General features: G+C 62.4%; 22 protein-coding genes. 14 read left to right on the top strand and 8 right to left on the bottom strand.

Going from position 1 to position 23,771, the window contains the following annotated elements; all coding sequences use genetic code 11:
• Positions 1 to 190 precede the first annotated feature (190 nt).
• The 4 genes from KSW38_RS01810 (at position 191) to KSW38_RS01795 (ending at position 3,851) form a co-directional block, all read left to right on the top strand.
• A complete protein-coding gene (locus KSW38_RS01810; RefSeq protein ID WP_216922116.1) occupies positions 191 to 1,453 on the top strand; it encodes a hypothetical protein in 1,263 nt (420 codons plus the stop codon).
• A 44-nt stretch (positions 1,454 to 1,497) separates the two neighbouring features.
• Positions 1,498 to 2,211 carry a TrmH family RNA methyltransferase gene (locus tag KSW38_RS01805; RefSeq protein WP_216922113.1) on the top strand — a complete coding sequence of 238 codons (714 nt, stop codon included), beginning with the start codon at positions 1,498 to 1,500 and terminating at the stop codon, positions 2,209 to 2,211.
• 198 nt (positions 2,212 to 2,409) lie between these two features.
• Positions 2,410 to 3,429 (top strand): class II fructose-bisphosphate aldolase, encoded by a 1,020-nt coding sequence (fbaA, locus tag KSW38_RS01800; protein WP_216922110.1) that lies wholly within the window; start codon positions 2,410 to 2,412, stop codon positions 3,427 to 3,429.
• The gene (locus KSW38_RS01795) at positions 3,429 to 3,851 is read left to right on the top strand and encodes a DUF3151 domain-containing protein (RefSeq protein WP_216922107.1); all 423 of its coding nucleotides are present in this window, start codon (positions 3,429 to 3,431) and stop codon (positions 3,849 to 3,851) included. The genes fbaA and KSW38_RS01795 overlap by 1 nt, the downstream gene beginning before the upstream one ends.
• Positions 3,852 to 3,995: 144 nt before the next feature.
• Here the strand turns inward: KSW38_RS01795 and KSW38_RS01790 are convergent, their stop codons facing one another.
• Positions 3,996 to 4,628, bottom strand: a complete 633-nt coding sequence (locus KSW38_RS01790) for a uracil-DNA glycosylase family protein (protein WP_216922104.1) — start codon at positions 4,626 to 4,628, stop codon at positions 3,996 to 3,998.
• A 520-nt stretch (positions 4,629 to 5,148) separates the two neighbouring features.
• On the opposite strand from KSW38_RS01790, the gene KSW38_RS01785 reads away from it, so the two are divergent.
• Positions 5,149 to 6,438 (top strand): adenylosuccinate synthase, encoded by a 1,290-nt coding sequence (locus tag KSW38_RS01785; protein ID WP_216922102.1) that lies wholly within the window; start codon positions 5,149 to 5,151, stop codon positions 6,436 to 6,438.
• Positions 6,439 to 6,741: 303 nt separating this feature from the next.
• Positions 6,742 to 8,136 (top strand): MFS transporter, encoded by a 1,395-nt coding sequence (locus KSW38_RS01780; RefSeq protein WP_216922812.1) that lies wholly within the window; start codon positions 6,742 to 6,744, stop codon positions 8,134 to 8,136.
• On the opposite strand, the gene KSW38_RS01775 is transcribed toward KSW38_RS01780, so the two are convergent.
• Both KSW38_RS01775 and KSW38_RS01770 read right to left on the bottom strand, forming a co-directional pair.
• Positions 8,133 to 8,564 (bottom strand): YybH family protein, encoded by a 432-nt coding sequence (locus KSW38_RS01775; protein WP_216922099.1) that lies wholly within the window; start codon positions 8,562 to 8,564, stop codon positions 8,133 to 8,135. The two genes, KSW38_RS01780 and KSW38_RS01775, sit on opposite strands and share 4 nt — an antisense overlap.
• A gap of 163 nt (positions 8,565 to 8,727) precedes the next feature.
• The gene (locus tag KSW38_RS01770; protein ID WP_254185954.1) at positions 8,728 to 9,969 is read right to left on the bottom strand and encodes an MFS transporter; all 1,242 of its coding nucleotides are present in this window, start codon (positions 9,967 to 9,969) and stop codon (positions 8,728 to 8,730) included.
• A gap of 103 nt (positions 9,970 to 10,072) precedes the next feature.
• Between KSW38_RS01770 and KSW38_RS01765 the strand changes: the two genes are divergently transcribed.
• From KSW38_RS01765 to KSW38_RS01750, 4 genes are all read left to right on the top strand, one after another.
• Positions 10,073 to 10,645, top strand: a complete 573-nt coding sequence (locus KSW38_RS01765) for a TetR/AcrR family transcriptional regulator (protein WP_216922096.1) — start codon at positions 10,073 to 10,075, stop codon at positions 10,643 to 10,645.
• A 50-nt stretch (positions 10,646 to 10,695) separates the two neighbouring features.
• On the top strand, positions 10,696 to 11,625 hold the full coding sequence (locus tag KSW38_RS01760) for an NADP-dependent oxidoreductase (RefSeq protein ID WP_216922093.1): 930 nt from the start codon (positions 10,696 to 10,698) through the stop codon (positions 11,623 to 11,625).
• A 307-nt stretch (positions 11,626 to 11,932) separates the two neighbouring features.
• Complete coding sequence (locus KSW38_RS01755; protein WP_216922808.1) at positions 11,933 to 12,307, top strand: MarR family winged helix-turn-helix transcriptional regulator; 375 nt, start codon at positions 11,933 to 11,935, stop codon at positions 12,305 to 12,307.
• Positions 12,304 to 13,566 (top strand): MFS transporter, encoded by a 1,263-nt coding sequence (locus tag KSW38_RS01750; RefSeq protein ID WP_216922090.1) that lies wholly within the window; start codon positions 12,304 to 12,306, stop codon positions 13,564 to 13,566. The genes KSW38_RS01755 and KSW38_RS01750 overlap by 4 nt, the downstream gene beginning before the upstream one ends.
• A 2-nt stretch (positions 13,567 to 13,568) precedes the next feature.
• Here the strand turns inward: KSW38_RS01750 and KSW38_RS01745 are convergent, their stop codons facing one another.
• From KSW38_RS01745 to KSW38_RS01725, 5 genes are all read right to left on the bottom strand, one after another.
• Entirely contained in the window at positions 13,569 to 14,933 is a 1,365-nt protein-coding gene (locus KSW38_RS01745) for an MFS transporter (RefSeq protein ID WP_216922087.1), read from the bottom strand.
• 324 nt (positions 14,934 to 15,257) lie between these two features.
• Positions 15,258 to 16,217, bottom strand: coding sequence for a carbohydrate kinase family protein (locus KSW38_RS01740; RefSeq protein ID WP_216922084.1), 960 nt, complete (start codon positions 16,215 to 16,217; stop codon positions 15,258 to 15,260).
• A 118-nt stretch (positions 16,218 to 16,335) separates the two neighbouring features.
• On the bottom strand, positions 16,336 to 17,130 hold the full coding sequence (locus KSW38_RS01735) for an ATP-binding cassette domain-containing protein (protein WP_216922080.1): 795 nt from the start codon (positions 17,128 to 17,130) through the stop codon (positions 16,336 to 16,338).
• Positions 17,127 to 18,173, bottom strand: a complete 1,047-nt coding sequence (locus KSW38_RS01730; RefSeq protein WP_216922077.1) for an ABC transporter permease — start codon at positions 18,171 to 18,173, stop codon at positions 17,127 to 17,129. The genes KSW38_RS01735 and KSW38_RS01730 overlap by 4 nt, the downstream gene beginning before the upstream one ends.
• 18 nt (positions 18,174 to 18,191) lie before the next feature.
• Positions 18,192 to 19,304, bottom strand: a complete 1,113-nt coding sequence (locus tag KSW38_RS01725) for a substrate-binding domain-containing protein (protein WP_216922074.1) — start codon at positions 19,302 to 19,304, stop codon at positions 18,192 to 18,194.
• A 177-nt stretch (positions 19,305 to 19,481) separates the two neighbouring features.
• Here KSW38_RS01725 and KSW38_RS01720 point away from each other — a divergent pair, with 177 nt between their 5' ends.
• From KSW38_RS01720 to KSW38_RS01705, 4 genes are all read left to right on the top strand, one after another.
• The gene (locus KSW38_RS01720; RefSeq protein WP_216922070.1) at positions 19,482 to 20,480 is read left to right on the top strand and encodes a LacI family DNA-binding transcriptional regulator; all 999 of its coding nucleotides are present in this window, start codon (positions 19,482 to 19,484) and stop codon (positions 20,478 to 20,480) included.
• 38 nt (positions 20,481 to 20,518) lie between these two features.
• Complete coding sequence (locus tag KSW38_RS01715) at positions 20,519 to 20,812, top strand: putative quinol monooxygenase (protein WP_216922067.1); 294 nt, start codon at positions 20,519 to 20,521, stop codon at positions 20,810 to 20,812.
• 30 nt (positions 20,813 to 20,842) lie between these two features.
• Positions 20,843 to 21,985 (top strand): App1 family protein phosphatidate phosphatase, encoded by a 1,143-nt coding sequence (locus KSW38_RS01710; RefSeq protein WP_216922064.1) that lies wholly within the window; start codon positions 20,843 to 20,845, stop codon positions 21,983 to 21,985.
• 134 nt (positions 21,986 to 22,119) lie between these two features.
• On the top strand, positions 22,120 to 23,769 hold the full coding sequence (locus tag KSW38_RS01705; RefSeq protein ID WP_216922061.1) for a LuxR C-terminal-related transcriptional regulator: 1,650 nt from the start codon (positions 22,120 to 22,122) through the stop codon (positions 23,767 to 23,769).
• Positions 23,770 to 23,771 lie beyond the last annotated feature (2 nt).

The raw sequence follows: 23,771 nt of genomic DNA, 5'->3' as shown, positions 1-23,771 counted from the left end.
CACTGTGACTTGCCCGCTACTCGACGGACTGAACTACGCTTGTTCCGGCGCAGGCGTGCCACCACCGTGGGTCGGGGGATCGACATGGTGGATTTTTTGTGTCGCCGCACTTCAGCAGGTCCCCACTACTGGATCGATAACCGGATATCCCCAGATACGCCGGTACTCAACACGTTTGAAAGGGCCTGTCATGAGCAACAACAATGGAGTGCCGCAGCCTCCGTACAATCCCGACGGCGTGCCGCAGCCACGCTACGACACCGGGCAGGGGCAATACCGGCAGTATCAACCGGACCAGACCCAGCCCATGTATCAGCCGGAAGGGCAGGCGCAGGAAGGCCTGACGGAGGCTTTCCCGACACAGCCGGCGCCCACCCAGGCTTTCCCCGCGCAACAATTCCCAACCCAGCAGGGGCACGTTGACGGCGAGTTCGCGGAAACTGTCCACCGCTACCCACAGGCGCAGCAGGGTCAGCCTGGTTTCCCGCCGCCGGGCAGCGGCTACCCGGAGCAGCAGGGCAGCGGCCAGGCTGGATATCCAGGTCAACCGGGCTACCCCGGCCAGCCCGGCGGACCCAGCCAGGGCCCGGGCGACCACAACAAGAAGGCGCTGTTCCTGATCCTCGGTGGGGTCGCCGTCGTCGTGATCATTGCGCTGGTAGTTGTGTTCGCATGGTTGATTCCTTCGGTGACCAAACCGGTGGCCGTAGAGAGTCCCGTGCCTTCGGCCAGTGCCTCCGACGAAGCGTCGGACGCGGCAGCCGAGCCGTCCGATGACCCGTCTGCGGAGCCGTCTGGCGACGCAACCGCCTCCTCTGAGATTCCGGATGGTGCCATCCCGCTGCCCAGCGTGTGGGAAGAATTCGCTGGCCCGACGAATGTCCCGGCCGACGGCGACCCGCTGTTCAGCAAGTGGGTCACGGGCGAATCTTCCTTCCAGTACCTGGCCGAGTGGACCCACGACGAATCCTTCGGAATCACCAAGGACCCCACCACCGGTGAAGAAATTCAGAAGAAGGCCCAAGGCACCGTGGAGGCGGACGGCGACGGCATTGCTCTCGCATATGCATTCTTCGCCGAGTCCGACGAAGGCAAGTTCGGCAAGGATCCGAAAGAGATCAAGGCCGCGATCGAAGATATCGAGGCCCGGTACAAGGGCATGACTGCCACCGAGCTGCCCCAGAACCTGGTTGGCCACAAGTGCACCTCGGATTTCAAGACCTCGATGCCCGAGATTCGCGAATTCCGTCGTGGCGCTGCCGTGGTCATTGGATTCACCTGCACCAACGCGCGTGGGGAAGAAATCCAGGCAGTCAACCTGTTCTCGGTCACACCGTGGGGAACGCCGCAGATGCTGGGCGTTAGCGGGCACAAGACCTATTGGGACGCCCACCCTGGCCTGATGGAGCAGCTGGCCAACTCGTACCGCATCAACAAGTGGAAGATGGTCTAGCCGGCGGGCAAAGAGCAAAGACCGGGCAGGGCTAAAGTTGAGGGGTGACTGACCTTCCCCCCAACACAGCCCTGCCCACCCCTGCCCATTCCCCTGACGGAACCGTGGAAGTTGACAGGACAATGGCAGAAGGCGGGACTGAAGCGAAACCGGAGGTCGGCGTCGGGCCCTGGGAAGGCGAGTGGCCGGTTGGCGAGCACTGGGACCCGGACCTGCTCAGGGATGGTGACCGCCGCAACGTGGTGGATAAGTACAGGTATTGGAAGCACGAGGCGATCGTCGCGGACCTGGATTCCAAGCGGCACGAATTCCACATCGCGATTGAGAACTGGCAACACGACCTCAACATCGGCACGGTTGTGCGCACAGCCAATGCGTTCCTCGCCAAAGAGGTCCACATCATTGGTCGACGCCGTTGGAACCGTCGCGGGGCGATGGTCACCGACCGGTACCAGCACGTCCGCCACCACCCCACCGTCGAGGAGTTTGTCCAGTGGGCGCAGGGGGAGGGGCTTGCCGTGATCGGCATCGATATCTTCCCGGATTCCGTGCCCCTGGAGACCTACGACCTCCCGGAAAAGTGCGTCCTGGTGTTCGGGCAGGAAGGCCCGGGCCTCACACCCGAGGTCCATGAAGCCGCTGTTGCTACGTTGTCCATTGAGCAGTTCGGCTCCACGCGTTCCATGAATGCTGCCTCGGCTGCGGCGATCGCGATGCACGCCTGGGTTCGCCGGCACGTGTTCCAGCAGCCTGTCTAACTCCCGCCGAGATGGCACTTAATGACAATCCAAACCGCCCGCGCAGGATTGTCATTAAATGCCAACTCGGCGGAAGTGTTAAGAGCCCCAGTGACCCGAAACACGGCGTCCCGGCGGATATCGCTAGGATGGGAGCTAGCCGTAAGCGGTCTACTCCAGGGTTACCAACCCACAGACGAATTCAGCATAGGAGTCACCATGCCCATTGCAACCCCAGAGATTTACTCCGAGATGATCGACCGCGCAAAGGCTGGCGGATTCGCTTTCCCCGCGGTCAACGTGACGTCGTCGCAGACTCTGAACGCTGCGATCCGCGGTTTCGCCGAGGCCGAATCCGACGGCATCATCCAGGTTTCCACCGGTGGCGCAGCCTACTGGTCCGGCGCTTCGGTTAAGGACATGGTTGCCGGTTCGCTCGGTTTCGCAGCGTTCGCCCGCGAAGTTGCCAAGAACTACAACGTCAACATCGCCCTCCACACGGACCACTGCCCGCAGGACAAGCTGGCCGACTTCGTCCTCCCGCTGCTGGCAGCTTCCGAGGAAGCAGTCAAGGCCGGCAAGGACCCGATCTTCAACTCGCACATGTGGGACGGCTCGCACGAGACCCTCACCGACAACCTGCGCATCGGCCGCGAACTGCTTGAGCGCGCAGCTGCAGCGAAGATCATCCTTGAGGTGGAAATCGGCACCGTCGGTGGCGAAGAAGACGGCGTTGAGAACGAAATCAACGAGAAGCTCTACACCACCACCGAAGACGCTCTCGCTACCATCGAGGCTTTGGGTGCCGGCGAAAACGGCCGTTACCTCACGGCCCTGACCTTCGGCAACGTGCACGGCGTTTACAAGCCGGGCAACGTCAAGCTCCGCCCCGAACTGCTCAAGCAGATCCAGGCCGAGGTCGGCGCCAAGATCGGCAAGGACAACCCGTTCGACCTCGTGTTCCACGGCGGCTCGGGCTCCACGGAGCAGGAAATTGCTGACGCTGTTTCCTACGGCGTCATCAAGATGAACATCGACACCGACACCCAGTACGCGTTCACCCGCCCGGTTGCCGGCCACATGTTCTCCAACTACGACGGCGTCCTGAAGGTCGACGGCGAAATGGGCAACAAGAAGACCTACGACCCCCGTGTCTGGGGCGCTTCCGCCGAAGCCGGCATGGCCGCGCGCATCGTCGAAGCAGCCCAGCAGCTCGGATCGGTCGGCAAGACGTTCTAATGTCCGACGAATTCCGGAAGAACCTGATGGGGCCGGAGCCCACGCTCCTGCCCGCCGAAACCGAGATCTACCAGCACCTGGCTCTCGGCAAGGAAGCGCTGGACCTCGTGGAGAAAAACCCCACGTCGTCTCTTCTGTGGGCAATCCTCGCCGAGGAAGCCTGGGCTGAGGGCCGCACCATCGACTCTTACGCTTACGCCCGCGTGGGTTACCACCGCGGCCTGGACTCCTTGCGCCGCAACGGTTGGCGCGGCGTCGGGCCCATCCCGTGGGAGCACGAGCCCAACCAGGGCTTCCTGCGCGCGCTCTACGCGCTGGGTCGTGCCGCCGCTGCAATCGGCGAGCCCGAAGAGCCCGAGCGGATCGAGAAGTTCCTCAACGACTCAGACCCGAAGGCCAAGGCAGCGATCGAGGCCAGCTAAGGCCTGCGCTGCTTAAGCAAACGACGACGGCGGCCCTCACCAAAAGGTGGGGGCCGCCGTCGTCGTTAACCCGCCCAATTAGGTCGCATTTGTGCGCGTTTCGAGCGCTCAAAACGCGCACAAATGCGACTCAGTTGGGGGAGACTAAGCCTTGCGCGGGATGCCCGTGCGTGCCATGGCCTCGGCGTATGCGCTGTGGATGGCGTCCAGGTATTCCTGCTGGCGGGCGGGTGTGCCGGCGAAGGAGCGGCCACCAAGGGAACGGACCTTGAAGGTCTTGAAGCCGCGGCGGGCGATGCTGGCGGGGGCAGCCTTCATCAATTGGTCGGCAAGGCGGTGCGCTTCATTGCCGTGTGCCACAAGGGCCGACGTGCGCGGCAGGATCGCCAGCAAGCGCAGGAGCGGCTTGAGGCCTTCGGTGATGTTTGCCGGTGTCAGCTTGCCCGGTTCCTCGTTGGGCTCGATCCACGGGTACGCGTTCCACGGCATCATGAGCTCGGGGCGGAGGCCCAGCTGCCACTGCATGCCCAGCATGCGGGTGCTTGCTTCCTCGTCGCCCGGGGCGATGAAGCCCTCGCCCGAATTGGTGCGCTGGTTGGAGAAAAGGCTGACGATACGGCAGTCGTCCATGCTGTGGGCGGGGTCGATGTAGAGGACCTCGCTGCCTGGCTTCTGTTCCTTCAGGGAATCGCACAGACCGTTGACCTCGGCGATGTGGGGTTCGTAGCGGCGGTTCCAGAGGAGTTCTTCGGGTGATTCAGTCGCCAGGTCTTGCATCAGGGGTTTGGTCTCCTAGGTGTTACTGCGCGCACCTATCCAAGGGGCCGCAGGCATGCCGCTGCCGAACCTCAAAGGGTGCTGTTGGGGGCTAACTAACCTTACCGGACTATGGGCGCTGCAGCACCCTGTTTCGGCGCGCCCCCAAATGAGACACGGCGTGTTGCCCGGGATCGTGGCGGACGTCTCGACAGTGGGGCGCGAATTCCGGCATGATTCCGGATATGTGGAGACGAGAATCGTCCGCTGCCGCCATCTCCGCTTTCGAAGGGCTGGTGGTTCCTGCACCAATCTGTGAATCGTCACCGGCGTACTCCAAACTGACGCTAAACGTCCCCGGGACACTCCTTGACACCAGAGTTTCAGGCCCCATCGGCTAAACTTGGCTGGTAAGAGCCCCGAAACTCTTGCGTATGCTGCCATGCGGCAGGCTGCACCGGTAAGTCGGGGCATTCTCATGTACGGCGTCGAGTCCTGGCCATCCGGCTTGGTCTCGCCCGAAAGAATGGGGGAGGATCCCATGCCCGCTATCGTGATCGTCGGAGCCCAGTGGGGCGACGAAGGCAAAGGCAAAGCTACCGATCTGCTCGGTGGCCGTGTTGACTACGTGGTTAAGCCCAACGGCGGCAACAACGCCGGGCACACCGTGGTGGTTGGCGGTGAGAAGTATGAGCTGAAGCTCCTTCCCGCGGGCATTCTGAGCCCCAATGCAATTCCCATTATTGGCAACGGCTGCGTGGTGAACCTCGAGGCTCTCTTCCAGGAAATCGACGGCCTTGAAGCCCGTGGCGCGGACACCTCCCGTCTGCGCGTTTCGGCCAACGCACACCTCGTAGCGCCGTACCACCAGGTCCTGGACAAGGTCACGGAGCGCTTCCTCGGCAGCCGCGCCATCGGAACCACGGGCCGTGGCATTGGTCCGGCTTACATGGACAAGGTGGCCCGCTTGGGCATCCGCGTCCAAGACGTCTTCGACGAATCGATCCTCCGCCAGAAGGTGGAAGGCTCCCTGCGCCAGAAGAACGAACTCTTGGTCAAGGTCTACAACCGCCGCGACATCGTGGTGGACGAGATCGTGGAATACTTCCTGTCCTTCGCAGAGCGTCTCCGCCCGCTGGTCATCGACAGCACGCTTGAGCTCAACAACGCTCTGGACGAGGGCAAGGTTGTGCTCATGGAAGGCGGCCAGGCCACGTTCCTCGACGTCGACCACGGCACCTACCCGTTCGTCACGTCCTCCAACCCGACGGCCGGCGGTGCTTCCGTTGGCTCGGGCATTGGACCCACCCGCATTTCGCGCTCCATCGGCATCATCAAGGCCTACACCACGCGCGTTGGCGCCGGCCCGTTCCCCACGGAACTCTTCGACGAGATGGGCGTCTACCTGCAGAAGACCGGTGGCGAGTTTGGTGTGAACACCGGCCGTCCCCGCCGCTGCGGTTGGTACGACGCCGTGCTGGCGCGCCACGCTTCCCGCGTCAACGGCTTCACGGACTACTTCGTGACCAAGCTGGATGTCCTCACGGGCATCGAGCAGATCCCGGTCTGCGTTGCCTACGACGTCGACGGCGTCCGCCACGACGAAATGCCGATGACGCAGACCGAGTTCCACCACGCGGTGCCGATCTTTGAGTACTTCGACGGTTGGACTGAGGACATCACCGGCGCCCGGACCATGGAGGACCTTCCGGAGAATGCCCGCAACTATGTGCTGGCTTTGGAAAAGCTCTCCGGTACGCGGTTCTCGGCCATCGGCGTCGGACCGGACCGCGACCAGACGATCGTTGTGCATGATCTGATCAACGACTAAGTTTTACTGAATTTACGACGACGGCGGGTCACCCCTGGTTCTTTGGAACGCTGGTTCCTCAGGAACCTTGGGGTGGCCCGCCGTCGTTGTCGCTAGCCCTGGGATGCACCCACTGCTAGGCCTCGTTCGAAAGTTGCGCGTTCCCGGGACTATTTCGGCGACGCGCGCGGTTACGCCATTCGGGGCCGAAAGCTATGTGCGCGAACAAGCTGAGATGACGACGGGACGGGATAAGTGACTACAGAAACTGCTGCTGACGGAGTCGGGTTCCGTTCCCGCCGGGGACCCATCCTCATTGCCCTGATGCTCTCCACCGGGCTGGTGGCCATTGATGCGACGATAGTCGCCACGGCGGTGCCATCGATTGTGGATGACATCGGCGGTTTCACGTCTTTTCCTTGGCTTTTTTCGGCGTACCTGTTGGCGCAGGCAGTCTCCGTGCCCGTCTATGCCAAGCTGTCCGACGTCGTGGGCCGCAAGCCGATCATCCTCAGCGGGATCGGCCTGTTCCTCCTGGCTTCCATCCTGTGCGGGCTGGCCTGGAGTATGCCCGCCCTCATCGCTTTCAGGGTGCTTCAGGGCCTCGGCGCGGGAGCCATCCAGCCGGTGTCCATCACCATTGCCGGGGATATTTACACGCTCGCGGAGCGGGCGAAGGTACAGGGCTACCTTGCCAGCGTTTGGGCGGTATCGTCCGTTGTTGGACCGACATTGGGAGGCATTCTTTCTTCCTTGGGCATTTGGCGTTGGATCTTCTTCATCAACATCCCGCTGTGTCTTCTGGCCGGATGGATGTTGGTCCGGACATTCCACGAGAACGTCGAGCGGACGAAACACCGGGTCGATTATCTGGGAGCAGGGCTCCTAACGGTCTCGCTAAGCTTGCTCATCCTGGGAGCGCTTGAGGGCGGCCAAGCCTGGCCTTGGAACTCCTCCATAAGCATCACGGTGTTTGCCGTCGGCGCGTTGGTGTTCGTCGCCTTCCTCTTCGTAGAGAGGAGAGCGGCTGAGCCTGTCCTCCCACCGTGGGTTGTTTCCCGCCGCCTGCTGGCGACGACGGCGATGATCTCCTTTGGCGTTGGCGCAGCCATTCTTGGTCTCACCTCGTACGTCCCAACGTTCCTCGAAGGAGCGCTGGCGACTTCCCCGGTCTTTGCCGGACTCGCTTTGGCAGCCTTGACGGTCGGCTGGCCAATCAGTGCGTCCCAGGCTGGCCGGTTCTATCTTCGGATCGGGTTCCGAAGGACGGCTTTGATCGGTATTTCCGTGACGGTCATCGGCGCTGCCGTGCTTGCCCTCACCGCCTCATCACCCAACGTTTTGTTGGTGGCCGTGGCCTGCTTCATTGTTGGCCTGGGACTCGGGCTGGTCGCGACACCGAGCCTGATCGCCGCGCAGTCGAGCGTTGAATGGAACGAGCGCGGGGTAGTTACCGGCACAAATCTTTTTGCCCGCTCCATCGGTAGTTCGATTGGCGTGGCCGTTTATGGTGCGATCGCAAATGCCATTTATGCCGGCGGCCCCAGCGGCGGCCCCGATCCGCAAACAACGGTGTCCGCTTCCACCGCCGTCTTCCTGGCCGTGCTGGTGAGTGCGGTGCTTACTGTCATCGCCGTCGTCGCGATGCCCTCCAAGGCGGACGACGCCATCGCCGCCCAAACGGCTGCCAAGACCGGTGTTGCGCCGTCGCAGGATTAGGACCCGCCGCTTGGCATCGTGTCTTCCGGGCTGACGAAGTCGGTGTGTTCGTGGATGACTTTCCACTCACCTTCCTCGCGACGGAAGACGCTGGTGGCGCGAAGGGCGAACGGGCGGGGAGCGCTTCCGTCAATGGTGCCGGTGAAGCGGACAACGGCGGCGGTGTACGCCATGTCTCCCACGACGTCGTAGGCCATAACGTCCAACGTGACGTCTTGGCCGTCAGTAAGCCGGCTTGCTACTCGCCGAAACGTCGGTTCCAGCTGGGTCCACCCTGTGGCCGAGACGCCCACTGCTCCAAACAGGCTTACTGGCTCGCGGTGGGACCACATTTCAATGCGGCGCGAGGGGTCCCCGTTGACAAGCGCGGACTCGGCTGCGTGCAGGGCAGGTTCAGCCCACGCGAGGAATTCCTCCCGGGGATCCATGACTCCTCCTCCACAAGTGCGGGTTTCTCACAGCGTCCTCCCTCCGAAACGCCCAGTCAACGCAGGTGAACCACCCGGCGTGAAACGCTCGACGGCGGCAGGCGGCGTTGCGCTGATGAGCCGCCGCCCGCCGTCGTACGCCCCGAAAGCCAGCGGCAGGGTATCAATCCGGCCGGCTGTTGGCCGTCACAGGGGATCGCGCTGGGGCAGGCTTGGGTGTGGATTCAGATTTCAACAGCGCCGCTTGGATGACGACGCCAGCGGCAGCGAAGGCAGCGAGGGTCACTCCGTATGCCAGCAAGGTCGGCACGAGCCCCCACACGGGCGCGAGTTGGCCAGCGATGATGACCGGCACGCTGAACGCCAAGTATGCGGCTGCGTAAATGCTGGCGAATACCCCGGCGCGCTGATGCGGCTGAATGTGCGGTGCGATGAGTCGGATCTGTCCACCGAACGATCCGCCGAACCCAATTCCGCCCAGTACTGCTCCGACCCAGACCGCGGGGAGCCATGTTGCATTGATTCCGAAGAGGACCGCCAGGATCCCGAGCAGAATGAAGGAGACCCCGGCGAGCGAGCTGTGTCGGGCGGGGTAGCGGCCAAGTACCAGGCTTGCCACCGCGGCTGAGAACGGGCCAAGGAAGGCGGTGAAACCAGCCACCAGGCCACCGTCCAGCGCAAAGTGGACCCGGAGCAGCGCCGGCGAGAGGCCAAGGAAGAGGGCTGGAAACATCCACCCGGCGATGTGAAGGGGGAGGCCTGCGGCGAACTCCCGGCGTATTTTGCCGGGAATGCTCAGACGCGGGGTGAGGGAACGGACTGCGCCCGGGCGTGTCACGGCTGTCTCGGAGGTGAAACTGACAAAGATGATGCCGAGGACCATGGCCCCCGCCAGGATGGCAAAAATCAAGGTGTTGGCGTCAGCCGTGAACTGAACCGCTGCGCCAGTTACCAACGCTCCCAGTCCTAGTCCGCCCGCGACGGACGCGCCGGCGAGATTGCCGGCAAGTTTCTTGAGGGAGCCAGGGGCCTGCTCTTGGATCGCGGCGTTGAAGGCGCCGGTTGCAAGGCCGGTGGCGATCCCCTGCAGGGCCCGTGCAAGGATCACCCATGTGATGGTGGGCGCGGCCAGGAACATGACCATGGAGATGAGTTCTCCATAAAGGGCCAGAAGCATGACAGGCCGACGACCCAGATGGTCCGAAAGCGAGCCGGCCACCAAGAGGGCGGCGAGCAGCGCAAGGGCGTAGACGGAGAATGCGAAGCTCAGGGTGCCGGCTGAGAATCCCCATTCCTGTTGACGTAGTGAGAGCAAAGGTGTGGGTGCGCCGGCGGCGAAGAAGAACGCCGCAAAAACGAGCGCCAGCCCAGCGAATGCCGGTTTGGGTGGGATGGAACGGTGCAAGGGAAGTCTCCTTAGACAGGTCGGTCTAACTCTTCCCAGTTAGACAGGTCTGTTCAATTAAGTCAAGAATTTTTAGACAGACCTGTCTGATATGCTGGAATGCATGGTGACTACCAGGGTGCCTGCTCGTCAACGCCTCCTTGATGCTGCGGACAAACTGTTCTACTCGGAGGGCGTACACACAGTTGGGATCGACCGGGTTATCGAAGAGGCCGGCGTGGCCAAAGGCTCGCTCTTCTACAACTTTTCCGGCAAAGACGAGCTGATTTCTGCCTACTTGGCGGGCCGGGATCAGCAACGCCGTGAGCGGATAGCCAGGCACCAGGCTGGGCTTGACGAGCCCACAGCGAAATTGTTGGCCATCTTTGATTCTCTTCACGAAGCGGTGACCTCGCCCGGGTACAAGGGCTGCCCGTTTGCCAATGCCAACGCAGAAGCCCTCCCGGGAAGCGTCGAGGCTGAAGCCCTGAAAACGTTCCGCGACTGGCTTTCCGACGCGATCCTCTTGCTCTGCGAAGAGGCCCGGTTTGCCGATCCAGCAGATGTCGCGGCGCGCATCCGCCTGCTCTATGACGGAGCGGTGTCCAACTCGCACCTGGATGCCCAGCCGGGGGCTGTCCGCTTGGCCAAGGAACTGGCTTCCATGGTTTTGGAAAACTCACCCCGCGCCGTCTGACGTTAAGCCCCGGTAGGAATAGCTTCACCACCGCTGGGGTTGACGCTCGCATGAAGGCGATTACCTACAGTGAATACGGAAGTCCGGACGTGCTGGAACTGACTGACCAGCCGATGCCCAAAGTGGGGCCGGGCATGGTCCTGGTAAGAGTCAGGGCGGCATCTGTGAACCCGGTGGATTGGAAGATCATGGCTGGGTACCTGGACTCCGTTATGGACCTTCAGTTCCCGGCCATTCCGGGCTGGGACGTGGCAGGCGTTGTGGAATCGGTGGGAATTGACGCCCCGCAATTCCAGCCCGGGGACGAAGTCATTGCATACGGCCGCAAGGACTATGTCCACGGAGGCAGCTTTGCAGAGTTCATTGCGTTGCCCGAACGGCTCCTTGCCCGCAAGCCGGCATCGTTGGGATGGGACGAATCTGCCGGACTTCCCCTGGCAGGGCTGACGGCGTATCAAGTCCTCAAGCGCCTCGGTCTCCAGCCGGGGGAGACGCTGCTGATCCACGGTGGTTCCGGTGGCGTTGGCTCCCTTGGCATCCAGATTGCCGTGGCGCTCGGAGCGCGGGTTATCGCGACGGCTTCGGAGCGGAACCACGATTTCCTTCGTTCCCTCGGCGCCGAACCGGTGTCGTACGGCGAAGGACTTTCGGCGAGGGTACTGGACCTGCGTCCGGACGGTGTAGACGTTGTAGCCGATTTCGTAGGTGGAAACCTCAAGGCAACCCTGGAGGTTCTGGCAGAAGGTGGCCGACACGCCTCCATTGCCGATAGCGAGGTAGAAGAACACGGCGGCACCTGGATGTGGGTGAAGCCGATTGGTGCCGAGCTGCAGGAGCTCGCAGATCTTGTTGATGAGCACAGAATCCAGGTCGAGGTGGCAGAATCACTCCCGTTGGCCAAGGCTGCGGACGCCTTCCGGCTCAACATGGAAGGCCATACTCGCGGAAAGATCGTTATTGCCGTCCAGCATGGCGGTTGATCACTGCTTTCAGGTGTAATCACGACGGCTGCTGGTCGCCGTCATGGAGAACGGTCGCAGGCTCGTCGCCTAGTTAGACGCCTGTTGCCTGAGCCAGCTTGCTCACATTCCGTGGACAGCCGGTTGGGGGAGGAACATAATAGTTAGCGTAGCTAATTAGCACTGCTAACTATTATGCGACCTCAGGAGGCGCCTTCCATTGACCGCGGCCAACAAAACAGCCACTCCTTCCGGCGAGGGAACCCCGGATATCCAGGCGGAGGACATCCAAGCGGACCTCCTTGCGATCGACCTCCGAACCGCGGTCATGCGAACATCCCGCAGGCTCCGCATCGAAGCCACCGGTGATGTCATTACTCCCGGGCAGTACACGGTGCTCGCACATCTCAACTCCGGTTCGCAGACGCTCCGGGAATTGGCGGAGTTGGAGCACGTCCAGGCGCCGTCCATGACCCGCATCGTGAACGCCTTGTCCGCGCAGGGCTTCGTCTCTCGGCAGGCGCATCCCGAAGATGGTCGCCAGATCCACATCAGCATCACTGCCGCAGGTCAGGAAGTTCTGGCCGAGGCCCGCAGCCAACGGACTGCCTGGCTGGCCCAGCGCGTAGCAGGACTCAGCGAGGAGGACCGCCTGACCCTCAGCCGGGCCGCGCACATCATGCAGGAGATGAGCGCCAAGTGAGTGCCATGTTCCGTGCCCTCGAAAGTCCTAATTACCGGCTGTGGGCTGGTGGTGCACTGGTCTCCAACGTCGGCACTTGGATGCAAAGGGTGGCACAGGACTGGCTGGTTCTGACGGTCCTCACGAATCACTCGGGAACGGCAGTCGGCATCACCACAGCACTGCAATTCCTGCCCATGCTCCTGCTTGGGCCCTATGCGGGCGTCCTGGCTGACCGATACCGAAAGCGTGTGATCCTCCTCTGGACCCAAACGGCCATGGGAATCTGCGGGCTGGTCGTCGGCCTTCTGGTGGTAATGGGTGTGGCCCAGTTGTGGCACGTCTATCTCGCTGCCCTTGCCTTGGGGTTGGCCGCGGCCATCGACGGTCCGGCCCGTCAAGCGTTCGTGTCAGAACTTGTTGGTCCGGACAAGCTCTCCAATGCAGTGGCCCTGAACTCTGCGTCCTTCAACAGCGCCCGGCTGACCGGGCCTGCCATCGCGGGTGTGCTCATTGCATGGATCGGCACCGGGCCAGTTTTCCTTCTCAACGCGGCGAGCTTTGTGGCCGTCCTTGTTTCTTTGGGCCGGGTTAGGGCCACGGAGCTGGAGCCGGCAACGCCAGTGGCCCGCGGCAAGCACCAATTATCCGAGGGCCTCCGGTACGTGCGTCAACGCCCTGACCTGGTCCTCATTTTGCTGATGGTGGGCCTCCTGGGTGCCTTTGGCATGAACTTCCAGGTGACGAATGCCTTGATGTCCACGGCGGAGTTTGGCATGGGGCCGGAGGAGTTTGGCTTCCTTGGTTCCATCATGGCCGTGGGAACGCTAGGAGGCGCGTTGCTTGCGGCCCGCAGGTCCGGCCCCAGGCTCCGTTTCATGTTGGGCGGTGCCCTGAGCCTCGGCGCCTTTACAGTCCTGGCGAGCATCTCGCCGTCGTTCTGGATTTACGCGGCAGTGCTTGTTCCAGTAGGACTGGCGTCCATCACCTTCTTGAACAGCTGCAACACCACCATCCAGTTGTCCGTTGAACCCCAATTCCGTGGACGCGTCCTCGCCCTGTACCTCGCCATCCTGCAAGGCGGCACGGCAGTCGGAGCGCCCCTCATGGGCTGGATTGGCACGGAATTCGGCGCCCGCTGGGCTGTGGCATCCGGCGGCGTGGTGGTCCTTTTGACAGCCGTCGCTTGCGTGGTCCTGGTCAGCCGCCGCAGCCAAAAGACACTTCGTGAACAGGTGCGCAATGCGTGGCTGGGGAGGCGGGCAGCCCAAGCGTCCTGAGGCTAGCGGACCTCAAGGTCCTCGAGTGTCTTTCCCTTAGTGTCCGAGGACAATAGGGTTGCCAACGCTGAGACGAGGCAGATGCCCAGAGTGGTCAGGCCGATGACCAACGGGATGTTCGCTGATCCGGGAGGAGCCATGGCCGTGAACAGGCTCGGGAAGAATGAGGCGATCATGAGGCCGATGTTCTGCGAGACTGCGAAGCCCGTCACCCGCATCCGCATGGGGAACTGCTCCTGGAAGAACGTGGCGAAGGTGGCGTTCCACATCTGGAACAGGATGCCCTGGACGATGACAACGCAGACGAAGATCAGCGGCAGGCTGCCCTGTTCGATCGCCCACAGGTACACGAAAGTCAGCAAGCCGCCCGCGATCCCGCCTGCAACCATGAGCGTCCGCCGGCCAATCCGGTCTGACAGTGCCCCGAACAATGGGATAGTCACCACTGCGGCTACGTTTGCTGCCATGGTCACCCAGAGGAATTCACTGCTTGAGAAGCCGTTGCCATAGCTTTTCTGGGTGGCGAAGGAAACGCCGAAGATCAGGGTGGCCATGCCGATGACGTTCGTGAAGGTCATCGCAACGCAGCGGACCAGGACCCACGGGTGGGTGCGGAGGAGGTCTGCGAGGGGGAACCGGCGTTTGGTGCTGGGCGCTTCCGGCTGCGCCAGGTAGGCGGGGGGCTCCTGCACGCGGCGGCGGATGATGTACCCGGCCAGGATCACGACGGCGCTGAGGAGGAAAGGCAGCCGCCAGCCCCAGGAATGGAACTGGTCATCAGGCAGGAGAGCGGCCAGCGGAATGAGGACAGCCGTGGCGAGGATGGAGCCCACCTGCGTGCCCTGAAGGCTGAAGCTCGCGAAGAAGCCGCGCCTTGCATCGGGGGAGTGCTCTACGATCATCGCGCTGGCACCACCGAGCTCGCCCGCAACGGCGAAGCCTTGGATCAAGCGGAGGATCACCAGAAGGACGGGGGCAAGAAGCCCCACCTGTCCATAGGTTGGCAGGAGTCCTACCGCGAAGGTAGCGAACCCCATGAGCAGCATTGCGAAGACGAGAACTTTCTTGCGACCATGCCTGTCACCGTAGGCACCCAGGACCACTGCGCCGAGCGGGCGGGAAACGTACCCCACGGCATAGGTGGCCAGGGAAGCGATGATACCCACAGTTGGGTTCTCCGTGGGGAAGAAGATCGTGGGGAAAAGCAACGTCGCAGCCAGTGAATAGAGCGCGAAGTCGTAGTACTCCAGCGCGCTTCCGATCCAGCCGCTCATTGCGGCTTTCTTCGGGTCCTTCCGGCCGATGGTGTCGTGGCCGATGGTGTCGTCCTGGGTGGAAGGGGTATCCCTCCGGTGCGTGACGGTCATTCGCTGAACTCCTGTGTCGTCGTTGGCAAGGAACAAAAACTCTTCCAATCCAGGACTGAACAATGCGGTGCTCATTCAGCATGAGGAAGGTTGCTATATGGATTGATCCAATTCTTGAATCGATTCATTAATCATACGATGTGACCTGCGATACGTCAAAGGCTGCTGTAGAGGGATTGTCAGGTTGACCGACGGGAAACGCACGACGGCGGCGGGTCGCCACGGTTCCCAAAGAACCTTGGTTCTTCGAAACCGAAAGGCGACCAGCCGCCGTCGTGATTTAGCCGTTTATTCAGGAGTCAGGCCATCAGGGAAGGACCTTAATTACGGCGCAACAGCAAGGGGGGCGCTGAGGGACATGCCCAGCCGTGCCTGCAGTTCCGAAACGGTGGGCGGGTTGGCGCCCGAGCGACTGACCGTGATTGCTGCGGCCATTGACGCCGTCTGCCCAATGCTTTCCAGGGCTCCCGGCGCAAATCCTTCTTCGCCCTCCGCCAAAAGGCCGAAGATGAGGGCGGACATGTAGGAGTCGCCGGCGCCGATGGTGTCAGCAACCTCGGTTTTCACGGAGGGGATGTTGAACTTCGCACTTTGTGTGGCGAGGAGGGCGCCGTCAGCGCCGAGGGTGATGACGGCAAGGCGCGCACCCTGGGCGAGCAGGCGGGACGTGACCTCGTCCGGAGACGACGTCGGGTAGAGCCAGTGAGCATCTTCGTCGCTGAGTTTTACGACGTCCGTGAGAGGAAGCAGGTCCTCGAAGATACTCTTTGCCTCGGCATGGCTGCCAAGCAGGGCAGGGCGGATATTGGGGTCATAGGTGACCAGGCACGACTTGTGGCCTTGCTCAAGGAGAGAGCGAACGGTGGAGGCTCCCGGGGCCAGGAAAGTGGCGATGGATCCTGTGTGAAGGACTTTCGGGACCATGGCAGGCGCTACCGGAGCCAACTCCCAGGCGATATCGAACTCGTAACTGGCCGAGCCATCAGCTGCGAGTGTTGCGGTAGCGGTGGCTGTGCGTTCAAGGGACGTCGACCCGGGAAGAAGCCGGACGCCTGCGCTCTGGAGGTGGTTGGCGATGGCGTTCCCGTGGTCGTCTTCGCCGATCGCTGTGAGCAACCCCGTGGATACGCCGAGCCGGCCAAGGCCATAGGCGACATTCGCCGGGGATCCTCCCGGATAGCTGATGGATCCTTCGGGGGTGTTGACGATGTCAATCAGGGCTTCGCCGATTACAACGACATCCAGCTGGTCATGTGCAGAGGTGCCGGGGGGAGGCTTTTGCATCTCGGTTCTTTCGTCGGTACCGGCTGGATGGCCGGGTGTGGATCCGTCCGCGGACCTGTGGGCAGGTCCGCGGACGGAGAAGGGGGCTCCGTTTGGAACGGAAGGTGGGCGGCGCCTGTCAGGCTTTGGCCGCACCTGTCATGATGGCGACCGCGTCGGTCATGGTGTGGGATTGCGGGGTGATGGTGGCCGCGCATTTGCCCAGGCGCTGGATGTGGATCCGGTCTGCAACGTCAAACACGTGGGGCATGTTGTGGCTGATCAGGATGACAGGCAAGCCGCGGTCGCGCAGGTCGCGGACCAACTGCAGTACCTGGTTGGATTCACGAACGCCCAGTGCCGCCGTCGGTTCGTCAAGGACAACCACCTTGGATCCGAATGCCGCGGCGCGGGCGACAGCGACTGCCTGGCGCTGGCCACCGGAAAGGTTCTCCACCGGTACAGTGACGTCCTGCAGGGTGGAAATGCCCAACCGGGTGAGCTCTTCCTTGGCCTTTCTGCGCATGCCTTTGGTGTCGAGGATCCGGAACAGGCTTCCCAATGGCCCGGGAAGGCGCTCTTCACGGCCGAGGAACAGGTTCGAAGCGACATCGAGGGCCGGCGAGACGGCCAGGTTTTGGTAGACCGTTTCGATGCCGTGGACCCGGGCGTCCTGTGGCCGCTTGAAGTGCACCTGCTGTCCGGACACGAAGAGTTCTCCCGTGTCCGGAACTTCGGCGCCGGTGAGGCACTTGATGAGCGTGGACTTACCGGCACCGTTATCGCCGATGATGGCCAGGACTTCGCCGGGGTAGAGGTCCAGGTTGACGCCGTCGAGGCCAACCACCCGGCCGAAGGTCTTCACGAGGTTCCTGGCTTTAAGGATGGGCTCGCGGGTTTCGGTGTGTGAGGCTTCAAATTCTGTCATGGTCATGACTTGACCTTTCGGATCCACTGATCGACGGACACGGCGATGATGATCAGGATGCCCACCGCGAGGGTCTGGTAAAGCACATCCAGGCCAGCGAGGGAGAGGCCGTTACGGAAGACACCGACGATCAGCGCTCCGAGCAAGGAACCCCAGATGGAGCCGCGGCCACCGAAGAGGCTGGTTCCGCCAATCACGACGGCGGTGATGGAGTCCAGGTTCAGATCGACGCCGGCGTTGGGGCTTGCGGCGTTGGTACGGCCGATCTGGATCCATGCGCCGACCGCAAGGACTGCGCCTGCGGCAAGGTAGACGCTCATGAGGACACGGTTGACGGGGATACCGGCCAGACGGGCTGCTTCCTTGTCATCGCCTACGGCGTAGACGTGCCGTCCCCAGGCGGTTTTGCCCAGGATGAAGGCGACGGCGGTGTAGAGCAAGAGCATCATGACGACGCCGGTGGAGATACGCACCGGCCCGATCGGGAAGGTGCTTCCAAGCCAGGTGAGTACACCGGGCATGGCGGATCCGCGGACGGTGCTGCCGCCGGAGTAGAGCAGGGTCAGGGCGATGAAGATGTTCAGGGTTCCGAGCGTGACGATGAACGGCGGGAGCCGGAAACGTGTCACAAGGAAACCGTTCAATGCACCTGCCGCAAGTCCTACAATCAAGCCGGCGATGAGTGCCAGCGGACCTGGGACACCACTGCCGACAGCCATCTGCGCGATCACCATCGAGGACAGGATCATGACGGCGCCGACGGAGAGATCGATTCCGGCGGTCAGGATGATGAGGGTCTGGGCAACGGCCAGAGTTCCCACCACCGCAACCTGCTGGGTGATCAGGGAGAGGTTCTCCACCCGCAGGAAGCGGTCATTGAGGAGTCCGAAGACCACCACCGCGATCAGCAGGACAATTGCCGGGCTGAGGGCGGGGTAGCGGTGGAGAATGTTGCGGATTCTGCTGAGGGGCGTTTGGCGGTCGAGGAATTCCTCGGCCAAGTCAGCGTGCCCGGCGCTCGGGGGGCCGGCTGTCTGTTGCTGGGTCACTTTAGGTTGCTCCTGAACTTACTTGCCCCAGCAGATCTGGGAAGCGTCGGTGGTGGTGATGCTCTTCACGCCGTCTACGGGCTTGTCTGTGACAAGCTCCACTCCGGTGTTGAAGAAGTCCAGGCCCTCGGAGTTGGCAGGCTTCTTGCCGGTCTTTGCGAGGTCAACAATGGCCTTGACACCAAGCTCGGCCATTTTCACCGGGTACTGCTGTGCCGTGGCGCCGATTACGCCGGACTTGACGTTGTTCACGCCTGAGCAGCCGCCGTCAACGGAGACGATCAGGGCGTCTTTTTCCTTGCCCGCGGATTTCAGTGCTTCGAAGGCACCGGCAGCTGCAGGCTCGTTGATCGTGTAAACGACGTTGATGTTGGGGTTCTTGGCCAGCAGGGTCTCCATCGCGGTACGCCCACCGTCTTCGGCGCCCTGGGAGGCCTGGCTGCCGACGATTTCGTACTCGCCACCCTTGCCGCCGGTGTACTTGCCCGTCTTGGCTTCGTCGCCGTTCTTCTTCTTATCGGCGGTGTCGATGCCCAAGCCGGTCAGGAAGCCCTGGTCACGGTTATAGTCAACGGACACAACCTTGTCATCGAAGAGGTCCACAAGTGCGATCACAGCTTTCTTGCCCGCCAGTTGCTGGGCGGTCCACTTGCCGATCAGCTCACCCGCGGCGAAGTTGTCCGTGGCAAACGTGATGTCGGCGGCGTCGGCGGGGTCCGGCGGGGTATCCAGGGCGATGACGAACAAGCCGGCGTCCTTGGCCTTCTTCAGGGCATCCACTACGGACGGGCCGTTGGGGGTGATGAGAATACCCTTGTCACCCTTGGAGATCGCGTTTTCAATGGCCTGGATCTGGGTGTCCTCATCTCCATCGGCCTTGCCGGCAGCAAGCTTGAGATCAACACCATCAGCCTCGGCAGCCTTCTTGGCGCCATCCTGCATGGAGACGAAGAACGGGTTGGAGGTGGTCTTCACGATCAGCGAAACGCCGATCTTTTCATCGCTGCTCGCGCTGGATGAAGGCGAGGAGCCGCCGCCGCAGGCAGTCAGGCTCAGTGCGCCCAGCGTCAGGACTGCACCAGCGGCAAGAAGACGGGTCTTTGCCGACCTCGAGGCTTTGGAACTCAACATTGAAACTCCTGTTTTTTGTGGCTGCTCATGGCGAGTGATTCCCCCATGACAACGTTGTCAGGTAACATGTAACCAAGCTCACACAGTGCAGTCAAGTGTTAATTGAAGTTGAGGAGTAATTCGTTGACAACGATGTCTAATCGTTACCAACCCGACCCTGCGCGCAAGCCCCCCACGATGAAAAACGTTGCTGATCTTGCCGGGGTGGGCATCAAGACGGTTTCAAGGGTGGTGAACGATGAACCCGGGGTTTCGGAGGAAACCCGTCAGCGGGTACTGCGCGCAACGGAGCAACTTCAGTACCACCTGGACATCACAGCCGGCAGCCTGAAGCGTTCCGGACGCAAGACCCAGTCCATCGGTCTCTTGCTTCCGAGTGTTTCCAACCCCTTTAGCGGCGAGATTCACCGCGCCATGGAAGACGCCCTCGGTGCCCGGGGACTTGCAGTTTTCGCCGCAAGCCTGGATGACGATCCGGACCGCGAAAGAAAGCTGATTTCAGCTTTCCTGGGACGTCGCGTGGATGGTCTTGTGCTGACCACGATCGCCAAGAGCCAGGCCTACATGATCCCGGAACACTCCCGGGATCTGCCGTTGGTGTTCATCGACCGCGAGCCGGTGGGCATCGAGGCGGATGCAGTAGTCACGGATAACGAAGTGGGCTCCGCGACGGCAGCCACGCATCTCATCAAGCACGGCCACACCAGACTGGCCTACCTTGGGGACCGGACTGATATCCAGACCGCTGTAAAAAGGCGGGCAGGTTTCCTGAACGAGATCGGCAGCTCCGGCATCGCGACCTCCACCGTTGCGGTCCGCGAGAATCTTCACGACGAGGAAACGGCCCTCCGGGCTGCGCACGAACTACTCACTTCAGAGAACCCCCCTACGGCGATATTCTCCAGTCAGAACCTGGTGACGTTCGGTGCCATGCGGGCACTGAAATCCCTCGGTTTGCAGCATGAGGTTGCCTTGGTCGGATTTGACGACTTCACCCTCGCGGACATGATGGAGCCGGGGGTCACCGTGGTTGCCCAGCACCCTGAACGCATCGGAAAGCTCGCTGCCGAGCGGATCCTTGCAAGGATCGACGGCGATGACCGCGCACCGCAGACGTATATCGTCCCTACGGAACTCATCCCCAGGGGCTCCGGCGAGATATTGCCCCGGAACTGACTAAAGCAATCCCGATTCAATCGATCAAAGGACTGGACATGACCAAAACCCTGTACGCAGAATTCACCGTCAAGGAAGGCAGCGAAACCAAGGTCGCTGAAATGATGACAGAACTCGCTGGGCGCGTCCGGCAAGAACCGGGCAATGTCACGTTCCTTCCCTACACCCGGGAAACAAATCCGCGGGAATATTTCGTGTTCGAGGTCTACCGCGACGAGGAAGCCTTCCAGGAGCACATCACCGCAGAATACGGCCGAAAGTTCAACGCGGAATTGGCAGAACACATCGAAGGCGACGGATCCGTCCTCACCTGGCTCACGCCCGTATCGTAGGCGTACGCCCGGCCATGCCAGACTGGAGGCATGTTTCCCCGTCCTGAGAAACCGCGCATTTTGCCCAAGAGCGACGACGCCCAGCCCCCGACGCCGGGAAGCGGCCCGACGCCGGGAAACGGCAAGCGCCGACATCTTGCCGTCAGGCTCGACGACGCGTGGCTGAGGTTCCAGACGCGCGTCGCCATCCGGCGGGGTCGAGTGGAAACGGTCATCCCTTACACGGGTTACGGAACTACTTCCTGGGTGCGGGTGCTGGCCAGGGTTGTCCGCAGCGACCCCCGGGACGCCGCAGGTCATGCCAATCCCTTGCAGGAGAGCATGCGCGGGTGGCGGAACTTCATCAGCGCACCGGTCGCGCATGCAGCCGTGCAGGTAAACATTGCAGGCACCGTCCATGACGTCGAAGCCGATCGTGGGGGCGTCGTCGATGTTCGCATTGAGGCAGCCCTGAACCCCGGCTGGCACACGATCACACTGCAATCCGGGAGTTCCAGGACGGTCGAAGCTCCCGTGGAAGTCGTAGCGGACGACGCAGGCTTCGGTGTGGTCTCCGATATTGACGACACCGTGATGGTGACAGCCCTTCCACGACCATTCCTGGCGGCCTGGAACACCTTCGTGCTCAATGAGCATGCGAGGACACCGACCCCGGGGATGGCCGTCCTGTACGAAAGGATCGCCAGGACGGCACCGACGGCTCCCGTGCTGTACCTGTCCACCGGGGCTTGGAATGTGGCGCCCACGTTGTCACGGTTCCTGTCCCGCAATTTGTACCCCGCGGGCCCGAAGCTGTTGACGGACTGGGGACCTACGCCGGACCGCTGGTTCCGAAGCGGCAGGGAGCACAAGCGCACTTCGCTGGAACGCTTGGCAGAAGAGTTTCCCCGCATCAAGTGGCTGCTCGTAGGGGACGACGGACAGCACGACGAAGCCATCTATTCCGAGTTTGCACACCGCCACCCGCAGAATGTCAGGGCGATCGCCATCCGGCAGCTCTCAGTAGGTGAGGCGGTGCTCGCCGGCGGTAGGTCGAAGTCCGGAGGCCAGCCCACGCCGGGAATTCCCTGGATCTATGCTCCGGACGGTGCCGGGATGTCCGCGCAACTCGAGGAACTGGGCATCATTTACAGCCCCGTGCGCTCTGCCGATGAGCCGGAGGAAGGCGACTGAACTCCAGAACGGGTTTGAACTACAGAACCGGCTGAACTCCACCACGGGTTGAAGTGCACGGGCGCACGTGTGCAGGGCGGGCCGGGACCCCGCAGGGCTGTTGGTGCAGCCACCGCCAAGAGCAGAATGAACACATGGTCAATGCCTCGGTATCTGAAGGCCTGGCTGCGGGTGATCACTTCCTCGCTGCTTCCGATTGGAATGCAGCCGCGAAGGCTTTCGAGTCCGTGCTGCTGATCCAGGATGATCCTGCAGCGCATGATGGATTGGGACGCGCGCTGTGGTGGCTTCGCGACGTTGATCGTTCCATTGCGGAGCGCACAGCTGCTTACGCCGGTTTTCGTCGGCTGGGCCAAGACCCTCCGGCGTTTCGTGCGGCTTTGTGGTTGGCCCGCGAGTACGCCGATGCATTGGGTAGCGAGGCGGTCAGCCGGGGTTGGCTGGCACGGGCGGAGGGCCTTGCGTTCCGCTTGCCGGAAGGCGTCGAGCGGGGCTGGATGGCGCTGACGCGCGGTCTGCTCAAGGCCGACCCAGCCTCTGCTGGTGATGATGCCAGGACTGCGCTTGGGTTTGCGCGAAATTGGGATGACCCGGACCTTGAAGCCATGGCCCTCGCCCTCCTGGGCCTGGGGACGATAGCCTCCGGCAACGTGCTGGAAGGAATGACGCTCGTTGATGAGGCGATGGTAGTGGCAACCGCTGGGGAAGTTCACGACCAAATGATCTTCGGCGACGTGTGCTGCATGGTGACGCGCGCCAGCGAAGAAGCCTGCGATACATCTCGACTCAGCCAGTGGAACAAGACCCTGCTGCGCTTCATGCACAGTACAGGCCATCCGGCATTGCTGGAATTCTGCGGCACGTGTTGCGCGGAGATATTCCTGGCCGCTGGTGACATCGCGAGTGCCGAGGGCTGGCTCACCAAGACGCTGCATGAATTGGACCAAGGCGGTCATCGTGCACGTTGTGTGCACCCTGCCGCCAAACTGGCGGAACTGCGGCTGCTGCAGGGCCGGGTGGAGGAGGCAAACCGACTGCTCGCGGGCTTCGAGGACCGCCCGGACGCGCTTCGCGCAGCGGCAGCAGTCCGGCTTGCGGTGGGCGACACTGCGGTCGCGGCTGCACTGCTTCATCGCCAGATCCATTACATCGGCGGTGGTCTGCTCACGGTGCCGCTACTCGCGTTGCTTATTGACGTCCAGTTGGCACAAGGTGACCATGGCCAGGCCCGGGCAACAGCCGAACGCCTTGATGAAGTCGCAGCCAAGACGCAATGGCCCCGGTCACTAGCGGCATCGCACCTCGCCGCTGGTCGTGTCGCAGCCGCCCTGGGGGATGTGGCCTTGGCACGTGAACGGCTGGACGCAGCGATTTCAATTTTTGGCGAGCTCAACATGCCCCTTGAGGCCGCGAGCGCCCATCTATCGCTGGCCACAGCGCTGCGGGAGACGGACCCTGGGGTGGCCGTACACGAGGCGGGAGCGGCACTCGCGGCATTCGACGAGGCGGGCGCCCGCGGTATGGCAGACAAGGCCGCAGTGCTTCTTCGCGCCCTTGGCGGCCCCGCCCGCACGGGCCCGAAAGCGCTGGGGCTGTTATCGCGGCGCGAACGCGAAGTGCTCAGCTTACTTGCCGAGGCCCTGACTAACAGCGAGATTGCTGATCGCCTGTTCATCAGCGCCAAGACGGCCGAGCACCACGTCAGCAGCATCCTCGCTAAGCTCCAATTGCGCAGCCGGGTCGAAGCGGCAGCATTCGCCCTGCGTCAATCCCATAAAGAGTAGGG

The organism is Paenarthrobacter aromaticivorans (assembly GCF_019038615.1).
GTDB lineage: Bacteria > Actinomycetota > Actinomycetes > Actinomycetales > Micrococcaceae > Arthrobacter > Arthrobacter aromaticivorans.
The sequence above is the reverse complement of the archived record's forward strand: the minus strand, read 5'-3'. Positions and strand labels throughout refer to the sequence as shown.

Bases quoted from the DNA above. Each gene is read 5' to 3' on its own strand.
- KSW38_RS01780 (WP_216922812.1), top strand. From the start codon at position 6,742: ATGCTCTCCACCGGGCTGGTGGCCATTGATGCGACGATAGTCGCCACG.
- KSW38_RS01755 (WP_216922808.1), top strand. From the start codon at position 11,933: ATGCGAACATCCCGCAGGCTCCGCATCGAAGCCACCGGTGATGTCATT.
- KSW38_RS01725 (WP_216922074.1), bottom strand. From the start codon at position 19,304: ATGTTGAGTTCCAAAGCCTCGAGGTCGGCAAAGACCCGTCTTCTTGCC.
- KSW38_RS01810 (WP_216922116.1), top strand. From the start codon at position 191: ATGAGCAACAACAATGGAGTGCCGCAGCCTCCGTACAATCCCGACGGC.
- KSW38_RS01705 (WP_216922061.1), top strand. From the start codon at position 22,120: ATGGTCAATGCCTCGGTATCTGAAGGCCTGGCTGCGGGTGATCACTTC.
- KSW38_RS01760 (WP_216922093.1), top strand. From the start codon at position 10,696: ATGAAGGCGATTACCTACAGTGAATACGGAAGTCCGGACGTGCTGGAA.
- KSW38_RS01735 (WP_216922080.1), bottom strand. From the start codon at position 17,130: ATGACCATGACAGAATTTGAAGCCTCACACACCGAAACCCGCGAGCCC.
- KSW38_RS01715 (WP_216922067.1), top strand. From the start codon at position 20,519: ATGACCAAAACCCTGTACGCAGAATTCACCGTCAAGGAAGGCAGCGAA.
- KSW38_RS01785 (WP_216922102.1), top strand. From the start codon at position 5,149: ATGCCCGCTATCGTGATCGTCGGAGCCCAGTGGGGCGACGAAGGCAAA.
- KSW38_RS01710 (WP_216922064.1), top strand. From the start codon at position 20,843: ATGTTTCCCCGTCCTGAGAAACCGCGCATTTTGCCCAAGAGCGACGAC.
- KSW38_RS01795 (WP_216922107.1), top strand. From the start codon at position 3,429: ATGTCCGACGAATTCCGGAAGAACCTGATGGGGCCGGAGCCCACGCTC.
- KSW38_RS01790 (WP_216922104.1), bottom strand. From the start codon at position 4,628: ATGCAAGACCTGGCGACTGAATCACCCGAAGAACTCCTCTGGAACCGC.
- KSW38_RS01720 (WP_216922070.1), top strand. From the start codon at position 19,482: ATGAAAAACGTTGCTGATCTTGCCGGGGTGGGCATCAAGACGGTTTCA.
- fbaA (WP_216922110.1), top strand. From the start codon at position 2,410: ATGCCCATTGCAACCCCAGAGATTTACTCCGAGATGATCGACCGCGCA.
- KSW38_RS01775 (WP_216922099.1), bottom strand. From the start codon at position 8,564: ATGGATCCCCGGGAGGAATTCCTCGCGTGGGCTGAACCTGCCCTGCAC.
- KSW38_RS01765 (WP_216922096.1), top strand. From the start codon at position 10,073: ATGGTGACTACCAGGGTGCCTGCTCGTCAACGCCTCCTTGATGCTGCG.
- KSW38_RS01740 (WP_216922084.1), bottom strand. From the start codon at position 16,217: ATGCAAAAGCCTCCCCCCGGCACCTCTGCACATGACCAGCTGGATGTC.
- KSW38_RS01745 (WP_216922087.1), bottom strand. From the start codon at position 14,933: ATGACCGTCACGCACCGGAGGGATACCCCTTCCACCCAGGACGACACC.